This window comes from Agrobacterium sp. SOY23, from assembly GCF_027212525.1.
In the GTDB taxonomy this organism is placed as follows: Bacteria; Pseudomonadota; Alphaproteobacteria; order Rhizobiales; family Rhizobiaceae; genus Agrobacterium; species Agrobacterium tumefaciens_I.
In genome coordinates this window covers 14,624-31,140 of the sequence record NZ_JAPWDT010000001.1, presented here as the reverse complement: position 1 = coordinate 31,140, position 16,517 = coordinate 14,624, and the positions used below count along the sequence as shown (strand labels likewise).

Below are 16,517 nucleotides of genomic sequence, written 5' to 3'. Positions count from 1 at the left end.
GAATTACTGAACGGCGGCTCCGGACAGGCGCTTTAATGTCGGCGCAAGTATGTTGGCAAACACATCCGCCCGCCCATAGGCGCGAGCCGACAGCATCGCACCATGCACGCAGGCCATGAAAGCCTCGGCCTCGACCTCAGGCGTGCTAGACAGGGCCAAAGTGCCCGCTTCCGCACCACGCTCCATGACCGTGATCAGCCATTTTGAAAGAAAACGAAAGAAAGCGGTTACCTCGGTGGCGACTTCCGGTGGCAGCGAAGGCAGTTCACTTGCCAGCAAGGCACAGACGCAGAAAGGCCGGCTTTGATCCTCTATGCATTTCGCCCAATGATCCGCATAGACTCGCAAAATCTCAAGCGGTTGCTCGACATTCCGCTCAAGCGCGGCGACACCGTTTTGAGCGTCTTCGCGATAACGTGAGACGAGCGTCCGGACAAGGTCAACCTTGCTCGGGAAATGATGGTGAATGCTCGCCTTGCGGATGCCAACAACCTCGGCAATATCGGCATAGCTGAAACCATTATACCCACCGCTCATGATCAGAGCCCGTGCGGAAGCCAGAATGTCGTCGGAGGTTGTCGATAAATTGCTCATATCGTCAACCTACCTTCCGGTAGGTAGCCATGTCAAGCGTTAAGTCTGATCGTATTCCGGCTGGCTCAATCCACTTCCCACCACCGGCTGCTGCTGTTCATGGACGTGGCTGAGAGTTCGATCCGCATCTGACGGAGGACATCCCCTCAGCTTCGTCATCCAAAAAGTCGTCAAACGGCATGAGAGGATCGCAGGGATGCGATCGCTCGTCACCCTGACAAAGCCATATCTATGGCGGCCTCGCAATGGATCAGCGTGGTATCGAAGACCGGAACCGGGACATTCCCCTCGTGGAGCAGCATACCGACCTCGGTGCAGCCGAGGATCATGCAGTCAGCGCCCGCTTCAGCCACGCGCCGCGCGATGTTTTCGTAGATGGATCGGCTCTCATCTGTGGTGATATCCCTGCAAAGCTCCTCATAGATGATGCGATGCAACTCTCCGCGATCAGCTGCGTCCGGGAGAACCGGATGCAGCGATGCCGCCTTTAGCCGGTCCACATAGAAGCCCTGCTCCATGGTAAAAGCCGTCGCCAGCAACCCTGGCCGTTTGAGGCCTGCCTTGACTATTCGCTCCGCAGTGGCGTCCGCGATATGAAGCAGCGGAATGGACACGGCCTCCATCATCGCTTCAGCGAGCTTGTGCATCGTGTTAGTAGCAAGCACCAGGACTTCCGCGCCGCCGCGCTCCAGCGCCCTTGCCTCTGCATTCAATATGCGTGCGGCTTCATCCCAATTGCCGCTCACCTGCAAGGCCTCTATTTTCGCAAAATCGAGGGAGCGGATCAAAAGCTCGGGGGAATGGAGGCCACCAAGCCGGTCTCGGGTGATCTCACAAAGTTTGCGGTAGTAGATCTGCGTCGAGGCGGCCGACATGCCGCCCAATATGCCGATGACTTTCATCACATGAACCCGTCAGGAGGTTTCAAAGGCCGTTAAATCTTGGAGTTTGATCCGGCCGCAGGTGGGCCTGCAACATAGGCAAAAACAAGTGGCACGGAAAGAACCTATCTCGGCCCCGCCGACGCTCGCTACGCTTGGCAGCGCAGTCGCTTGTCTCGCCTCCTCAGAATCAACCATCAGTTTAACTAGTGGCGATTGCCGCTGAATTGTGCGTATTGAACACATCAACCACATGATCGCGACGAGATGTCATGGCTAACATCCCCGTAACCCGCAGCCAGTTTCTACTTCCTTTTGTGGGGATTCTTGATGAAATCGGTGCGCCCACGAACGGCGATGTCATGCTGCCAGGTGACAGGAACGATGGCCGATAGTGCCCGAACGCAAAAAGCCCGCTTGGAAGCGGGCTTTTCGAGAGAAAACGGAAATACGGGTTCGCCAGCAGGTACCGGGCAGGCAGGCCGTTCTTAAGGTTCATCTTGACCTGATCATGCGCGGGCTGCTGACATAGGCATCATTCTTCAAGGTCCGGTCTCAGCCGATGCCACCGATACAGACATATTTAAGTTCGGTATATTCCTCGATGCCGTGGCGTGACCCCTCCCGGCCGAGACCTGACATTTTGACACCGCCAAAAGGCGCTTCAGCGGTGGAAATAGCGCCCGTATTGACGCCGACCATGCCATATTCGAGCGCCTCGGCGACCCGGAAGACTCGAGACAGGTCACGTGCATAAAAATAGGAGGCAAGACCGAAATCGGTATCGTTGGCCTGCGCGATCACATCCTCTTCGTCTTCGAAACGGAAAAGCGGGGCGAGTGGCCCGAATGTTTCCTCACGCGCGACCTGCATGCCGGCAGTCACGTTGCGCAGGATCGTCGGCTTGAAGAAATTGCCGCCGAGCGCATGCCTGCTGCCGCCTGCGGCAATTTGAGCACCTTTTGAGAGCGCATCGGCGATATGGGCTTCCACCTTGGCAACAGCGTTGCCATCGATGAGCGGCCCCAGGATGTTTCCCTCTTCCAATCCGTTGCCAACCTTCAGCGCGGATACCGCCCGTGCGAATTTTTCAGCGAAGGCATCATAAACACCGCTCTGCACATAAAGCCGGTTGGCGCAGACGCAGGTCTGGCCATTGTTGCGAAACTTGGCAATCAGCGCCCCTTCCACCGCGGCATCGAGATCAGCGTCATCAAACACGATGAAGGGCGCATTGCCACCGAGCTCCAGCCCGAGTTTCTTGATCGTCGGCGCGCATTGCCGATAAAGATGTTCTCCCGTGCGCGTCGAGCCAGTGAAGGTCAGGAGACGGATATCCGGGCTTGCCGTCAGCACGCCGCCGATTTCCGCGGCAGGTCCCGTCACGATGCTGAAAAGTTCGAGCGGCAGGCCCGCGCGCTCGGCGAGGATGGCGAGAGCGATGGCCGAAAACGGCGTCTGCGGCGCCGGTTTCAGCACCACCGCGCAGCCGGCGGCGAGCGCCGGGCCGACTTTACGGGTAATCATGGCATTGGGGAAATTCCACGGCGTGATGGCCGCGACGACGCCGACCGGCTGGCGGAGAACCAGAATGCGCTTGTCCGGCTGATGGCCGGGCACCGTCTCACCATTGATGCGGCGCGCCTCTTCGGCGAACCATTCGATGAAGCTTGCGCCATAGGCGATTTCGCCTTTGGCTTCCGCGAGGGGTTTGCCCTGTTCCAGGGTCAGGATCATGCCAAGATCGTCACGGTTCTCCATGACGAGCCGGTGCCACGCCTTCAGGATAGTCGCACGCTCGCCGGCTGTGCGGCCCACCCATGCCTTCTGGGCAATCACGGCAGCAGCGATCGCCGCCTGCGTTTCCGCAGCGCCGAGCTCGGGAACTCGCCCGACGATTTCCCCCGTCGCGGGATTATGGATCGTCGCCGTTGCGCGGCCATCGCAGCTGATCCAGCGTCCGGCCACGGGCACTTTTTCACCGAAAAGCGTGGGGTCATTCAGATGCATGGAGCCGATCCCTCAACAGAAAACCTGGGCTGACGCCGGGTCGAAGGCCAAGTGCACGAGATCACCCCGGCTGAGACCGGAAATCGCTTCGTGGCCGAAGGGCAGACGGACCGCGAGCGGTTCACCCGAACCGGTATGGGCAACCACATGGACGTTGTTGCCAAGGAAGGTGATGTCGCTGACGGTGGCCTGAAAACCGGCGGAGGAAGCCGGCCGGTTGCGGCTGAGCTGCAGGCGTTCCGGACGCAGCATCAGCGCCGCTTTCTTACCCGGCGCAGCCTCGCCATGCATCGGAATATGATCGAAGACGATATCCCGGCCGAGCGAGACCGTCGCCTTGCCGCCGGATGCTGCGAGCAGGTCGCAGGCGATGAAATCGCTGTCACCGATGAATTCGGCCACAAAACGGGTGGTCGGATGAGCATAAAGCTCAGGGCCCGTGCCGATCTGGTCGATCACCCCTTTTGAAAACACCGCAATCCGGTCGGAAAGGCGAAGCGCCTCTTCCTGATCGTGGGTGACATAAAGGATCGTCACCTCCGTCTGCTGGTGGATACGGCGGATTTCGAACTGAATTTCCTCGCGCAGCTTCTTGTCGAGCGCCGACAGCGGCTCATCCATCAAAAGCACCGGCGGGTCATAAGCAAGTGCCCGCGCCAGCGCCACGCGCTGCTGCTGGCCACCCGACATCTGTGCAGGCTTCCTGTCCTCGAAACCTTCGAGGCGAACGAGCCGCAGCATTTCCTTCACCCTGGCATCGATGTCCGCCTTGCTACTGCGGCGAACCTTAAGCGGAAAGGCGATATTCTCACCGACCGACAGATGCGGAAACAGGGTATAGCGCTGGAAGACCATGCCGATATTGCGCTTGTGCGATGGCGTCGACAGCAGGCTCTCACCGTTCAGCAGGATATCGCCCGCCGTCGGTTGCTCGAAGCCGGCAAGGATATAAAGCGTCGTGCTCTTGCCCGAACCGGATGGACCGAGAAATGTCATGAACTCGCCCGGCTGCACGTCGAGATTGACATCCTGAACGGCGACGACCGGTCCGTATTGCTTACGGATACCGCGAATTTGCAGGAGCGGTTTGGTCATGTTTTCAGTCCTTTTCGCACAGCCGCAACAAGCAGCATGAGAATGATGGTCACCGCGATGAGAAGCGTGGAGGCTGCGGCGATGACGGGCGTCAGATCCTGACGCAGGGTCGCCCAGATTTTCACCGGCAGCGTCTGCAATGTCGGGCTTGCCATGAAGATCGCCAGCACCACCTCATCCCAGGAGGTGAGGAAGGAAAAGATCGCCGCCGAAAACAGCCCGTGGCTGATGGCGGGAAGCGTGATGCGGATTTTCGCCTGCAACGGGCTCGCGCCACACAGCACCGCCGCATCCTCGATCGACTTGTCGAAACCCTCAAGCGCGCCGGTCAGCGCCAGAATGGAGAAAGGCAGCGCAACGACGAGATGGGCGATGACGAAGCCCGTGGTGGTGCCCGCAAGGCCGAGTTTCAGGAAAAAGGCATAAAGCGCCACCGCAAGGACTACGACGGGTAGGATCATCGGCGTCATGAACAGTGCGCGCAGCGTTCCGCGCCCGATGAACCGGCCACGCACCAGCCCGAAGGAAGCCACGAGACCGATCAGCACAGAGAGTACCGTGACCATCAGCGCAATGCGCAGGCTCGTCCAGGCGGCCTCCAGCCATCTGGGGTCAGCGAAGAAATCCGCATACCATTTCAGTGTCCAGCCGGGCGGCGGAAAGATCAGCCATTGTGACGAACCGAAGGACAAAGCGGCGATGAAAACGATCGGGAGGATCAGAAATGCCGAGGTCAGCACGGTGATGAGGAGGAGCAGCCATTTCCAGAGGCCGAGGCTGTTATAGTTCAACAGCATGTCAGCGCCCCCCTGCCCCGGCCGCGCCGAAAAATTTCAGCTGCACCGCATAAAGAGCGAGAGTAACCACCAGCAGGACGAAGGCGGCTGCCCCGCCCATGCCCCAGTTGACCAGTGACTGCACGAATTGGGCGATGAGTTCGGCCAGCATCATGTTGGCCGTTCCGCCGAGCAGCGCCGGGGTGACGAAATAACCGAGCGACATGACGAAGACCATCAGCGCGCCGGCCATCATGCCGGGTGCAGCAAGAGGAATGAGAACACGCGTCAGTGCCTGCCAGCGGGTGGCACCGCACAGAGACGCCGCCTGCAGAATGGCCGGATCGATCTTGCGAATGACGCCATAGAGCGGAATGATGATGAACGGCAGCATGATATAGGTCATGCCGATCGTCACGCCGGTGAGATTGTTGACCAGCGCCAGCGGCTTGTCGATGATACCGAGCCCCATCAGCGTCTTGTTGACGACGCCCGTGCGCTGCAACAGCACCATCCAGGCATAGGTGCGGGCCAGAAGATTGGTCCACATAGACAGAAGCAGGATGGCAAAAACGATGGAGGCAAGCCGCGAAGGCATGATGGCGAGCGCCCAGGCGACCGGAAAACCGATTGCCAGCGAAACGACAGTCACCAGCGCCGACACCGCGAAAGTATTGAAGAAAATCTTCAAATAGGTGGAACTGCCCAGAAGTTCGGCATAGTTGCCAAGGCCGAAGACGGGTTCGGTCACGCTGCGCGACAGCAGGATGAGGACAGGAACGACAAAAAACAGGATGAGCAAACCAAGCGCCGGTAGGGTGGCGGCAAAATTGCCGGCCCGGAAGGGCGTCCACGCCTTCGGCCTTGTCCTGACTGTTTCATCGGTAAGCGAGACCATGTCCAAACCTCCCGGACGTGGAAAATTGCGCGGGCGCCGGTGGCAGCCCGCGCCGTTATCTTATTTCGCCTGCCAGGCGTACCAGCGCTCGCCGATTTCATCGCGATGCTGCGCCCAGTAGTTCATATCGGCATTGACCTGGTTCGCCGTCTGCTGGTCCGGCAGGAACTTGGCGATTTTCGGATCCATCAGCTTGGCGGATTCGATATTGACCGGGGCATAACCCGTCGCCGTCGCCATATCCGCCTGCGCCTGCGCGGAAGTCGCCAAGGCGATAAACTTCATCGCCGCATCCTTGTTCTTCGTTCCCTTCGGGACGACAAGCGAATCCGCCGCGGTAATGTTCTGTGCCCAGGATGTCTCCACCTTGACGCCGCTCTGCTCGAGAGCGGTCATACGGCCATTCCAGACGCTGCCGAAGGGTGCTTCCGCCGACGCAATCAACTGCTGCGACTGCGCGCCGCCGGACCACCAGATGATATCGGATTTGATCGTGTCGAGTTTCTTGAAAGCGCGGTCCAGATCAAGCGGATAAAGCTTGTCGGCCGTAACGCCGTCGGCCAGAAGTGCTGCCTCGATCACACCCGGCGCTGACCACTTGTAGAAGGTGCGCTTACCCGGAAATTTTGCCGTATCGAAGAGATCGGCCCAGCTTTTGGGGCAGGCAGCGACTGAATCGACATTGCAGCCGATGACGAAGGAATAATAGAAGCTGCCTACGGAATAATCCGTCACGAAGCGGGGGTCGAGCTTCGTTTTATCGATCACGGAAAAGTCGAGCTTTTCCAGAAGACCCTTGGGGCCGGCCTGCGCTGCATAGTCGCCTTCGACATCGACCACATCCCATGTCACGCCGTTTGCCTCGACCATGGCTTTCAGCTTGCCATAATCGGTCGGGCCGTCCTGCAGCACGTTGATGCCGGTTTCGACCATGAATTTCTCAGCCCAGGCCGCCTTCTGGGCGTCCTGCGTGGTTCCTCCCCAGCTGGAAAAAACCAGGTCACTCGCCTCAGCGGATGCCGCGAGGGCGAAAAGTGCTGCGCATGTCGACAATACCAGTTTCGATCTCATGTTCCCTTACTCCGTTTAGAGTTTGTTGTTGGCATGCACGTCTTGGCCGGCGCCTTTCACTTCAACGGTGAAAACCGCGCCGGCTTCATGATCTTGTTTTCCGCGACCTCGATGAGATCGCGGATTTTCGGCAGGAAGGATAACCAGCGCGGATCGGCCATCAGCCGGGCGCGCCGTTCCTCGCGATCGTCAAGGCTGGAAAAGGCCCAGATATGGACGATCTCGTTGATCGGACCGATCTCGGAAAAGAAGTAACCCACCAGTTCGCCAAGATGGCTCTTCTGGATTTCGATACCCTCCTCTTCCACGACCTTGAGATAGGTCGGGATGGCGCCATTCTTCAGCCGATAGGTGCGGATCTCGTAAAACATCGGCTCACCGCATCACGAAAGGATCGGGGATCGGATCGTCGGAGGTTCTGAGCCAGATCGTCTTGGTGCGCGTATAATCGAGCGCTGCCGCAAGCCCACCCTCACGGCCATCTCCTGAAAGGCCGAAGCCGCCAAAGGGCGCAATCGGCGAAACCGCGCGATAGGTATTCACCCAGACGATACCGGCGCGGATCGCCTTCATCAGGCGGTGAGCCCGTGTCAGGTTCTGCGTGAAGACGCCGGAGGCGAGGCCGTAGACCGTGTCATTGGCCAGCGCGATGGCTTCCGCTTCGGTTTCGAAGGAAACGACCGAAAGAACAGGGCCGAAAAACTCCTTTTCCATCGAGGGCGAACGGATACCGTCGCAATCGAGAATAGTCGGACGGTAGAAATAACCATCACCGTCAACGGGTGCGCCGCCTGTCACCACCTTCGCGCCGGCATCTACCGAAGCGGAAACCAGCGAAACGATGTGCTTCCTCTGACGCTCCGTTGCAAGCGGCCCCACTTCCGTCGCCATATCCAGCGGCGAACCGATGCGGATCGCCTCGGCCTTTGCCGCCAGAATCTGGAGGAAACGGTCCTTGACGCTTTTTTCGATGATCAGCCGCGAACCGGCAACGCAACTCTGGCCGGTCGCCGCGAAGATGCCTGCCACCTGGGCGTTGGCGGCACTTTCGAGATCGGCATCGGCAAAAACGAGGATCGGCGATTTACCGCCGAGTTCCAGTGATGTGGAGGCAAGGTTTTCCGCCGAGTTGCGAACGATGTGACGCGCCGTTTCCGGGCCGCCGGTAAACGCGATATGCGCGACCTTCGCATGGGTGGTAAGCGCATTGCCGCACGAGGCACCGAAACCGGTAACAACGTTGACGACACCAGCAGGAAAACCGGCCTCATGCACCAGCCGGGCAAATTCCAGAAGCGGTGCCGGCCCATCTTCCGATGCCTTGACGACGATGGTGCAGCCGGCGGCCAGCGCCGGACCGATCTTCACGGCGGCAAGGAAAAGCTGGCTGTTCCACGGCACGATTGCCGCGACGACACCAACCGGCTCGCGCCGCAGCCAGACATCCATATCCGGCTTGTCGATCGGCAGGTAGGCGCCCTCGATCTTGTCGGCCAGACCCGCATAATAACGATAATAGTCAGCGACATAGGCGATCTGCGCCGAGGTTTCGCGGATGATCTTGCCGGTATCGCGGGTTTCAAGTTCAGCGAGCGTCTTCGCATTTTCCGCGACAAGATCAGCAAGGCGGTAAAGCAGCTTGCCGCGCTGCGTCGCCGTCAGTTTCGACCAGGCGACATCCTCGTAAAGCGCCCGATGCGCAGCCTCGACCGCGCGGCCGATATCCATCTCGCGGCTTTCCGGCATCTCAGCCCAGGGCTGGCCGGTTGCGGGATCGAGGCTCGAAAAACTCGCCTCGCCATCCTCGAAACGTCCATCGATATAGCACTGAAAACGGCGCATCATCTTACTCCGCAAAAGCCGGCATGACATCGGACAGGAAACGTTCCAGCGACGCCTTCTTCCGCTCGAAACTCATGCCCGTATCGATCCAGAAGGAATATTCGTCATAACCCATGGCCTCGTACGCCTTGAGCCGGGCAATGACCTCATCGGCATCGCCGACGACATTGTTCTTGCGCATGACATCGCCGGAAAGCATGGCATTTCCGGCAATATCCTCCGGTGCAATCCGCTCGATGAGCCCCTGATGAACCGGCTTCTCGTTTTTGAACCAGGCGAAGAAGTAATTGTAATAGACGCTCATCTCATGAGCGGCCTGCGCGATATCGGCCTCGTCCGAACCGACATAGGTATGGCGCAGCAGCATGATTTTCGGGCGCTGCTTTTCCGGGTTCTTGGCGCAGGCATCGTTGAAGCGGCCCATCAGGGTTTCCACCTCATCGTCGCCCTGCCACAGCGGCGTCACCTGCACATTGCAATCATTGGCAACGGCAAATTCGTGAGAATTCGGATCGCGCGCCGCCACCCAGATCGGCGGAAACGGCTGCTGCAGCGGCTTGGGAGCGGAAGTCGTCGCCGGGAATTTGAAGAACTCGCCATCATGGGCGTAGTCGCCCGCCCACACGCCTTTGACGGCGGGGATCAGTTCACGCATGCGCTGTCCGGCGCCCCAGGCATCGAGGCCGGGAAGCAGCCGCTCATATTCGAAGGAATAGGCGCCGCGGGCAATGCCGATATCGAGACGGCCATCGCAGATGAGGTCCGTCATCGCCGCTTCGCCGGCAAGCTTGATCGGATGCCAGAAGGGCGCGATGATAGTGCCGGTACCAAGACGCGCCGTCTTCGTGCGACGAGCCAGATCGGCGATCGTCACGAAGGGGTTCGGGGCAATGGTGAAATCCATGCCGTGATGTTCGCCGGTCCAGATGGCATGCATGCCGCCGCGATCGGCGATTTCGCAAAGGGTAACGAACTCCTCATAGAGGGTCTTGTGATCCTGCGAGGCGTCCAGCCGCTCCATGTGGACGAAGAGCGAAAATTTCATGGGTTTGCCCCCTTCATGGAAATGGGATGGACCTTGCCGGCGGTCTCGCTGCCGACGTAGACGCCGAAATTGCCGATGGAGCTTTCCAGCGCGAAACGATTGACGATATCCGCTGTTGCGCCGGAGTCGAATTTTGCGGAGCCGAGCGCGCCGGGCGACAGGAAGCGACCCTGACGCGGTGCATCGTCACCCTCGGCAAGTGCGTGGTAGACGATATGCTGGCGGCCATCCGCCTTGTTTTCGTAAACCGAATAGAGAAAGCCTGTCCGGATCGACAATCCCGTTAGCTCTTCAAGCCGCGATGTCAGCGCAGCGACCGGATCGCCACCCGCCACAACACAGCCGGGAAGCGACAACACATCCTCGCCGACAAGGTAAATCTCGCCACGCCGTTCCAGCACCGCGCCGACGACAATTTCGCCCTCAGCCGCCGCCGACACCGCCTTGGCGGCCAGCATCGGCGTGAAATAACCGCCACGCGCATAACCGAGACCATTCAGGCCGCTATTGTCGAAAGCACCGATGCGGCCGAGCAGGATGACATGGTCACCCGCTTCGATAACCTCCTGCATGGTGCACTCGAACCAGGCAGCGACATCGGCGAACACGGGTGAACCCTGCGGCGCATCCGACCATTCAGCGGCGGCGAAACGATCCTCCACCGGGCGTGCGAAGGTATTGGACAGGTCCTTCTGGCTTTCCGACAGAATGTTGACGGCGAAATTTTGCGCGCCGGTCATCGTCGCGAAATTGCGCGAGGTGCGTGCGAGGCAGATCAACAGCAGCGGCGGATCAAGCGATACCGAGGTGAAGGAATTTGCGGTGAAGCCCACGGGCTTTCCCGCATCATCCCGCGTGGTCACGATCGTTACTCCCGTCACGAAAGCGCCGAAGGCGTCGCGCAGGGCGCGCGGGTCAAGCGTTGCAACAGTCATTGCGGCTCCTCCTCAATAGCCAGCCATTCGGCCATCAATGCATTGACAGTTTCAGGTGCGGTCAGATTGACCATATGCCGGTGCGCCTCGACGATGCGAGCGTAACCGCGCGGCGTGATCGCCGCCATCTGCTCCGCCATCAACGGCGTCGAATTCGGGTCGTCGGAGCCGGTCAGGAAAAGCGCCGGGCAGGTGACCGATGGCCAGCGATCCGCATAGGTCTCGTCCCCACCGGCAAAAGCCGTATAGGCGACCGCGTAACCTTCCGGATCGACCATTTCCAGCCAGCCGCGTGTCAGTTCCCGCGCATGCTGGCTCTTGGCATCATCACCGAACCAGCGCAGCAGCGGGCCTTCCTTGTCCACGCCCTCGGTGCGGATGGCCGCAGCCCGCGCGAGCACCGCCGCCTTCGCGGCAGGATCACGGCGATAGACACCATTCAGGTAACCGACGCGCGCGACACGATCACCGAAGCTCGCAGCCGCACCGCCGGAAATCAGCGCCCCCATGGAATGCCCGGCGACATTGGCGCGGGTGATCCGCATATCGTCCAGAAAACGGCCGAACCAGCCGACAAAATCCGTAAGCGTGCTGCCCGCAGGTAACCGTTCGCTGCCGCCATGACCCGGCATGTCGACCGCGATGACGCGGTGCGTGCGGGAAAAGACGTCGATCTGCGGCTCCCAGGCTTCGAGCCGCATGCCAACGCCGTGGATAAGGATCAGGTCCTCGCCGGCACCGGCTTCAAAATAGGCCGCCCCACCCTCTGTCGTCCTGCGAGGGAGCGCGGCAGCACCTGCCTTTGCAACATTGACCCGTGAGGTAGCGGCGGCATCTTGCATTGGCTGCGCCCTCAGACGCCGGCCGGATTGGCGACGTCCTGACCGAGATCCTGCAGATCCTGGTAGCGGTCGCCAATGCGGTGATGGGGCCTGCCACCAACGGAGGCACCAAGCGCCACAACGATCTCATCGGCGGCCGGGGCATCGGGAATGGCGGTCTGGATCGTCAGATAATGCGAACGGCGACCTTCGTCGTTCTTGTCCATCAGCGGGATCATGATCGGCGCATTGCCCGGACCGCGGGTGTTGCAGAAGGCGAGATAGGACTTGGCACCCACTGCCTGACGATAGTGATTGCCGAAGCGCAGCGTGTGAATGAGCGCGGAAGCATGTTCGATTTCGCCATCCAGCCCGACGACCGCCGCCTTGCCGTAAGCCTCCACAGCTTCGCCGGAACCGACCGCATCGAGGATCATCTTCGTCAGCAACTCACCGAGCACGGGCGCACCCGCATGAATTTCAGGCTTCAGATTTTCCACGAAGCCTTTTCCCGCCCACGGATTTTTCACCACCGCGATGGCGCTGAACAGTTTCAGAGGCGTTGCGGCGGCCTTGCCTCCCTCAATCAACGTCGTTTCGACCTGCAGCAGGGTCTTGCGGATCTGGATGGACATGGGCGTTCTCTCCGTAAATATGATGTCTTATGGTATGCCATAATATATGACTGTCAAGTACCGTGTGATTTTTCGTCAGAAAGTCGAAAATCATAAATTTTAACAGCGACTTATGGACTAAAATTCCGCGATGCTTCCGTCATAGGCGAGCTCGTACAAACGCGTCATTTCCGCAACTGTGGGCACCCGGGGGTTATTTGCCGGTGTGCCGGAAGCGAGGCCCTGGCGCACCATTTCCGGCACAAGGGCGACATAACGGCTCCTGTCGATGCCGAATTCCTGCGGGGTCGGCACCTTCAGCCGCCTGTTCAGTCCGATGAAAGCCTCAATCAGCTTCGCGCCGGCGATCTGGTCGCTATCGGCCGCGGTGGCACAGCCAAGCGCCCGTGCGGCCGCCGCATAATGCGGAGGGGCGAAGTTCAGCGAAAACTGCGTGACCAGCGGCAGCACCATCGCATTCGACATGCCATGCGGCACATGGAAAAAGGCGCCGACCGGCCGGCTAAGGCCATGGACCAGTGCGGTGGACGTATTGGAGACGGCAAGCCCGGCATGGGTCGCGCCCAGCATCATCGCTTCACGCGCATCCCTGTCATCCGGGTTAACAGCCACTCTCTCAAGATTGGCGCCGATCAGCTTCAGCGCGGAAAGCGCCAGCGCCTCGGAATGGGCGTTGCCGTTGCGGTTGACCAGCGCCTCCAGTGCATGGGTCAGCGCATCGATGCCAGTATCGACCGTAACGCGGTAAGGGCATGTCAGCGTCAGCTCATAATCGATGATGGCCGCGACCGGCAAAGCGGCAGTGCCGAGGATCAGCATTTTTTCACTCGCGACCGTATCCGTCACGACGGCGGCGCGCGTGACTTCCGAGCCGGTTCCGGCCGTCGTGGGAATGGCAATCACCGGCATGACGGCGAAATCCACGATCCGCGGCACTTTCAGGGATCGCAGATCCTCCCCGCTCGTTGCAACGATGGCGCCCGTCTTGGCCGTATCCATGGCGCTGCCGCCGCCGAGTGCGACGAGACTGTCATGGCCGCCATCGGAAATACGTTTCACCAGAGCGGCGATGGATATATCCGTCGGGTCTTCGACAACGTCGGAGAACACGGCGGCTTCGATGCCCTCCCCGGCAAGCGCCTGCAAAAGCGCCTCTGCGTGGCCAAGCTTCTGCATCACAGGATCGCAGACCAGCAGCGGCCGATGGACGCCAAGCGATTTTACCACGGCCGGCAATCGAAAACGGCTGCCGCCGCCGATGAGCATTTCGCGGGGCATCAGGACACGGTTTATCATTGCGGTTCTCCGCCACTATCGGACTGTGTTGTTCGGAATGGCCGAAGCGGGTTTAGACACCTGCTCCGGCATGCATGGACCTAGTGGGCCAGGATTTTCGACAGGAAGGAACGCGCACGATCCGTTTTCGGATCGGTGAAGAAACTGTCACCCTCCCCGATCTCTACGATCTCGCCGCCATCCATGAAGACGATGCGGTCCGCCACCTTGCGGGCAAATCCCATCTCATGCGTCACCACCATCATCGTCATACCTTCCTGCGCCAGCGAAACCATGACGTCGAGGACCTCGTTGATCATTTCCGGATCGAGCGCCGATGTCGGTTCATCGAAGAGCATGGCGACCGGGTCCATCGCCAGCGCGCGGGCAATGGCAACACGCTGCTGCTGCCCGCCCGACAATTGCCCGGGATATTTCTTGGCATGCGCCGTCAGCCCCACCCTCTCAAGCAGCGCATTGGCCTTGGCCAGCGCTTCCGCGGGTGAGCGGCCCAGAACCTTCTCCTGCCCGATGCAGAGATTTTCGAGGATCGTCATATGTGGGAAAAGTTCGAAATGCTGGAACACCATGCCCACCTTGGAGCGCAGTTTCGGCATGTCGGTCTTCGGGTTGGTCACCTCCACCCCGTTGACCATGATGACGCCGTTGCCGATCGTCTCCAGCGCGTTGACGCATTTGATCAGGGTCGATTTGCCGGAGCCGGATGGGCCGCAGATGACGACGACTTCACCCTTGGCGACATTCAGGCTGCAATTGGTCAGAACCTGAAAACTTGGCCCGTACCATTTATTGACGGATTGCAGTTCGATCATGCTGGTTGCTTGCGACATCGGACCGCTCCTTAATGTACATCAGTCGACATGGGGCCATAGGCCTTGCCGAACCGCTTCTCGATCCGGCGCTGGATCAGTTCCCAGGCGGTCGTCATGGCAAGGTAATAAAGGGCCGCGACCATGAAGAGCTCCAGAACAAGGAACTTCTCCTGAATGAGCACCTGCGTGCGGCGCAGAAGCTCTTCCATGGAGATGATCGACGCGATCGACGTCGTCTTGAGCACGCCGTTGACGGAATTGCCGAGCGGCGGAATGATGATGCGGAAGGCCTGCGGGGCAACGATGTAGCGCATCACCTGCGCCTCGGTCATGCCGATGGCGCGCGCCGCATTGATCTGGCCTTTCGGAACGGCTGCGATACCCGCCCGGACGATCTCCGAGAGATAGGCGGCCTCACAGAGCGACAGGCCGATCAGCGTGGATTGCAGCACCGTCAGCTTGATGCCGATCTGCGGCAGGCCGGTATAGATGATGATGAGCTGCACCAGCAGCGGCGTGCCGCGAAAGATCCAGGTGTAGAAATAGGCCGGCCCGGACAGGATGCGGTATTTCGACATGCGCATGACAGCAATGACGAAGCCTAGCGCAAGACCCGCCGTCATGGCGAAGACCGTGAGGCCGAGCGTCACCAGCGCGCCCTCGAACAGATAATAATTCGTCAGATATTCGAAGAAACCTTCCCAGTTCCAACCCTTCACGTCTTTCTCCAATTCATGCGGGAACGGTCGCGGCGAAAGCTTTTCCGCCGCGATGACAGTTCAGATGGATGGAATTCAGCCTTCCGGGCCGAGAACGGCGAGGTCGCCCGGCGCCATGCTGACGCCGTAACCGCCCATCAGCTTTTCGAGCGAACCGTCTGCCCTCATCTCCTTCAGCGCAGCGGAGACGGCATCGGCCACGTCCTTGCTGCCGAAAGAAAGCGAACCGGGGGTCGGATACATGCCTGATAGCGCGTGGGTGAATTCACCGCGATCCTGATATTGCTTGGCGACAGGATCGATAGAGACCGCCGCCTGCACCTGACCGGCGCGCAGCGCCTGATAAACCGTCGCGTAGTTATCGAACAGATTGATCGTCATCGGCGCGAGACCGCGCTTCTTGAAGTCCTCGTTCAGTTCCTTGATCTTGCGCTCGGCATAACCGCCAATATCGGTGCTGACGGCCTTGCCCGCGAGATCATCGACCTTGGTGATGGGATCGGACGCGCCGACGGCCGTGGAAATGCTGATGGCAAGGTTTTCATAGGGGATCATGAACAGGATCTTGCGCCGCTCCGCCGTGACAAACAGGCCGGCGTTGATCATGTCCCAGCGCCCGCCCTGCAGACCCGGCACCATGGTGGCATATTCAGTGCTGATATATTCCGGTTTCAGGCAGAGCCGCTTGGCGATCTCATATCCCAGCTCGATGCGCAGCCCTTTAAGGACACCCTGCTGATCGGCATAGGCCATGGGCGGCAGGGTCGGGCTGGTGGCCATGACGAGATGACCGGGCTTGATGAGGTGGTCGTCGGATATTTTCGGCGTGCAGTCCTGTGCCACGGCGGCACCGGCAAAAAGAGTGAGTGCGGCACCAGCCAAGAGGGTTTTGGCGCGCACGGCTATGCATTTCCGGGAAATCGGATTCCAGTTCATATTAAGCTCCGCTCTTTATATTATTGATTATGGCATACCATCACATCAAATGGTTTAGCCTGTCAAGAAGCGGAAAATTGATTTTCTAAATTATTGTAAAACAACAATAAAATAAGAAAAACCCCATCCGTGCGGCTCCCGGCGGGAAGCC

The 16,517-nt window shown here is 59.7% G+C and carries 17 protein-coding genes; all 17 read right to left on the bottom strand.

Annotation, left to right across the window (positions count from 1 at the left end; genetic code table 11):
* Positions 1-3: 3 nt before the first annotated feature.
* Positions 4-594 (bottom strand): TetR/AcrR family transcriptional regulator, encoded by a 591-nt coding sequence (locus O3S81_RS00150; protein WP_269340145.1) that lies wholly within the window; start codon positions 592-594, stop codon positions 4-6.
* A 209-nt stretch (positions 595-803) separates the two neighbouring features.
* A complete protein-coding gene (locus O3S81_RS00145) occupies positions 804-1,496 on the bottom strand; it encodes an aspartate/glutamate racemase family protein (protein WP_269340144.1) in 693 nt (230 codons plus the stop codon).
* Positions 1,497-2,030: 534 nt separating this feature from the next.
* Positions 2,031-3,485 (bottom strand): NAD-dependent succinate-semialdehyde dehydrogenase, encoded by a 1,455-nt coding sequence (locus O3S81_RS00140; protein WP_269340142.1) that lies wholly within the window; start codon positions 3,483-3,485, stop codon positions 2,031-2,033.
* Between the two features lie 12 nt (positions 3,486-3,497).
* Entirely contained in the window at positions 3,498-4,580 is a 1,083-nt protein-coding gene (locus O3S81_RS00135) for an ABC transporter ATP-binding protein (protein ID WP_269340140.1), read from the bottom strand.
* Entirely contained in the window at positions 4,577-5,377 is an 801-nt protein-coding gene (locus O3S81_RS00130; protein WP_173989717.1) for an ABC transporter permease, read from the bottom strand. The genes O3S81_RS00135 and O3S81_RS00130 overlap by 4 nt, the downstream gene beginning before the upstream one ends.
* A 1-nt stretch (position 5,378) precedes the next feature.
* Positions 5,379-6,254, bottom strand: coding sequence for an ABC transporter permease (locus tag O3S81_RS00125; protein WP_269340139.1), 876 nt, complete (start codon positions 6,252-6,254; stop codon positions 5,379-5,381).
* Positions 6,255-6,314: 60 nt separating this feature from the next.
* Positions 6,315-7,325 (bottom strand): polyamine ABC transporter substrate-binding protein, encoded by a 1,011-nt coding sequence (locus tag O3S81_RS00120; RefSeq protein ID WP_269340138.1) that lies wholly within the window; start codon positions 7,323-7,325, stop codon positions 6,315-6,317.
* A gap of 56 nt (positions 7,326-7,381) precedes the next feature.
* On the bottom strand, positions 7,382-7,696 hold the full coding sequence (locus O3S81_RS00115; protein ID WP_269340136.1) for an NIPSNAP family protein: 315 nt from the start codon (positions 7,694-7,696) through the stop codon (positions 7,382-7,384).
* 4 nt (positions 7,697-7,700) lie between these two features.
* Positions 7,701-9,167: an aldehyde dehydrogenase gene (locus O3S81_RS00110; protein WP_269340135.1), complete on the bottom strand. Its 1,467-nt coding sequence runs from the start codon at positions 9,165-9,167 to the stop codon at positions 7,701-7,703.
* A gap of 4 nt (positions 9,168-9,171) precedes the next feature.
* Positions 9,172-10,212 carry an LLM class flavin-dependent oxidoreductase gene (locus tag O3S81_RS00105; RefSeq protein ID WP_269340134.1) on the bottom strand — a complete coding sequence of 347 codons (1,041 nt, stop codon included), beginning with the start codon at positions 10,210-10,212 and terminating at the stop codon, positions 9,172-9,174.
* Positions 10,209-11,147, bottom strand: coding sequence for a flavin reductase family protein (locus O3S81_RS00100; protein ID WP_269340133.1), 939 nt, complete (start codon positions 11,145-11,147; stop codon positions 10,209-10,211). The genes O3S81_RS00105 and O3S81_RS00100 overlap by 4 nt, the downstream gene beginning before the upstream one ends.
* Positions 11,144-11,989 carry an alpha/beta fold hydrolase gene (locus O3S81_RS00095; RefSeq protein ID WP_269340132.1) on the bottom strand — a complete coding sequence of 282 codons (846 nt, stop codon included), beginning with the start codon at positions 11,987-11,989 and terminating at the stop codon, positions 11,144-11,146. The genes O3S81_RS00100 and O3S81_RS00095 overlap by 4 nt, the downstream gene beginning before the upstream one ends.
* An 11-nt stretch (positions 11,990-12,000) precedes the next feature.
* On the bottom strand, positions 12,001-12,603 hold the full coding sequence (locus O3S81_RS00090) for an amino acid synthesis family protein (RefSeq protein ID WP_006316014.1): 603 nt from the start codon (positions 12,601-12,603) through the stop codon (positions 12,001-12,003).
* A gap of 117 nt (positions 12,604-12,720) precedes the next feature.
* On the bottom strand, positions 12,721-13,899 hold the full coding sequence (locus tag O3S81_RS00085; protein ID WP_269340130.1) for an iron-containing alcohol dehydrogenase: 1,179 nt from the start codon (positions 13,897-13,899) through the stop codon (positions 12,721-12,723).
* Between the two features lie 80 nt (positions 13,900-13,979).
* Positions 13,980-14,711: an amino acid ABC transporter ATP-binding protein gene (locus O3S81_RS00080; RefSeq protein ID WP_269341365.1), complete on the bottom strand. Its 732-nt coding sequence runs from the start codon at positions 14,709-14,711 to the stop codon at positions 13,980-13,982.
* Between the two features lie 29 nt (positions 14,712-14,740).
* Entirely contained in the window at positions 14,741-15,430 is a 690-nt protein-coding gene (locus O3S81_RS00075; protein ID WP_269340128.1) for an amino acid ABC transporter permease, read from the bottom strand.
* Between the two features lie 75 nt (positions 15,431-15,505).
* Complete coding sequence (locus O3S81_RS00070) at positions 15,506-16,366, bottom strand: ABC transporter substrate-binding protein (protein WP_269340127.1); 861 nt, start codon at positions 16,364-16,366, stop codon at positions 15,506-15,508.
* Positions 16,367-16,517: the final 151 nt, after the last annotated feature.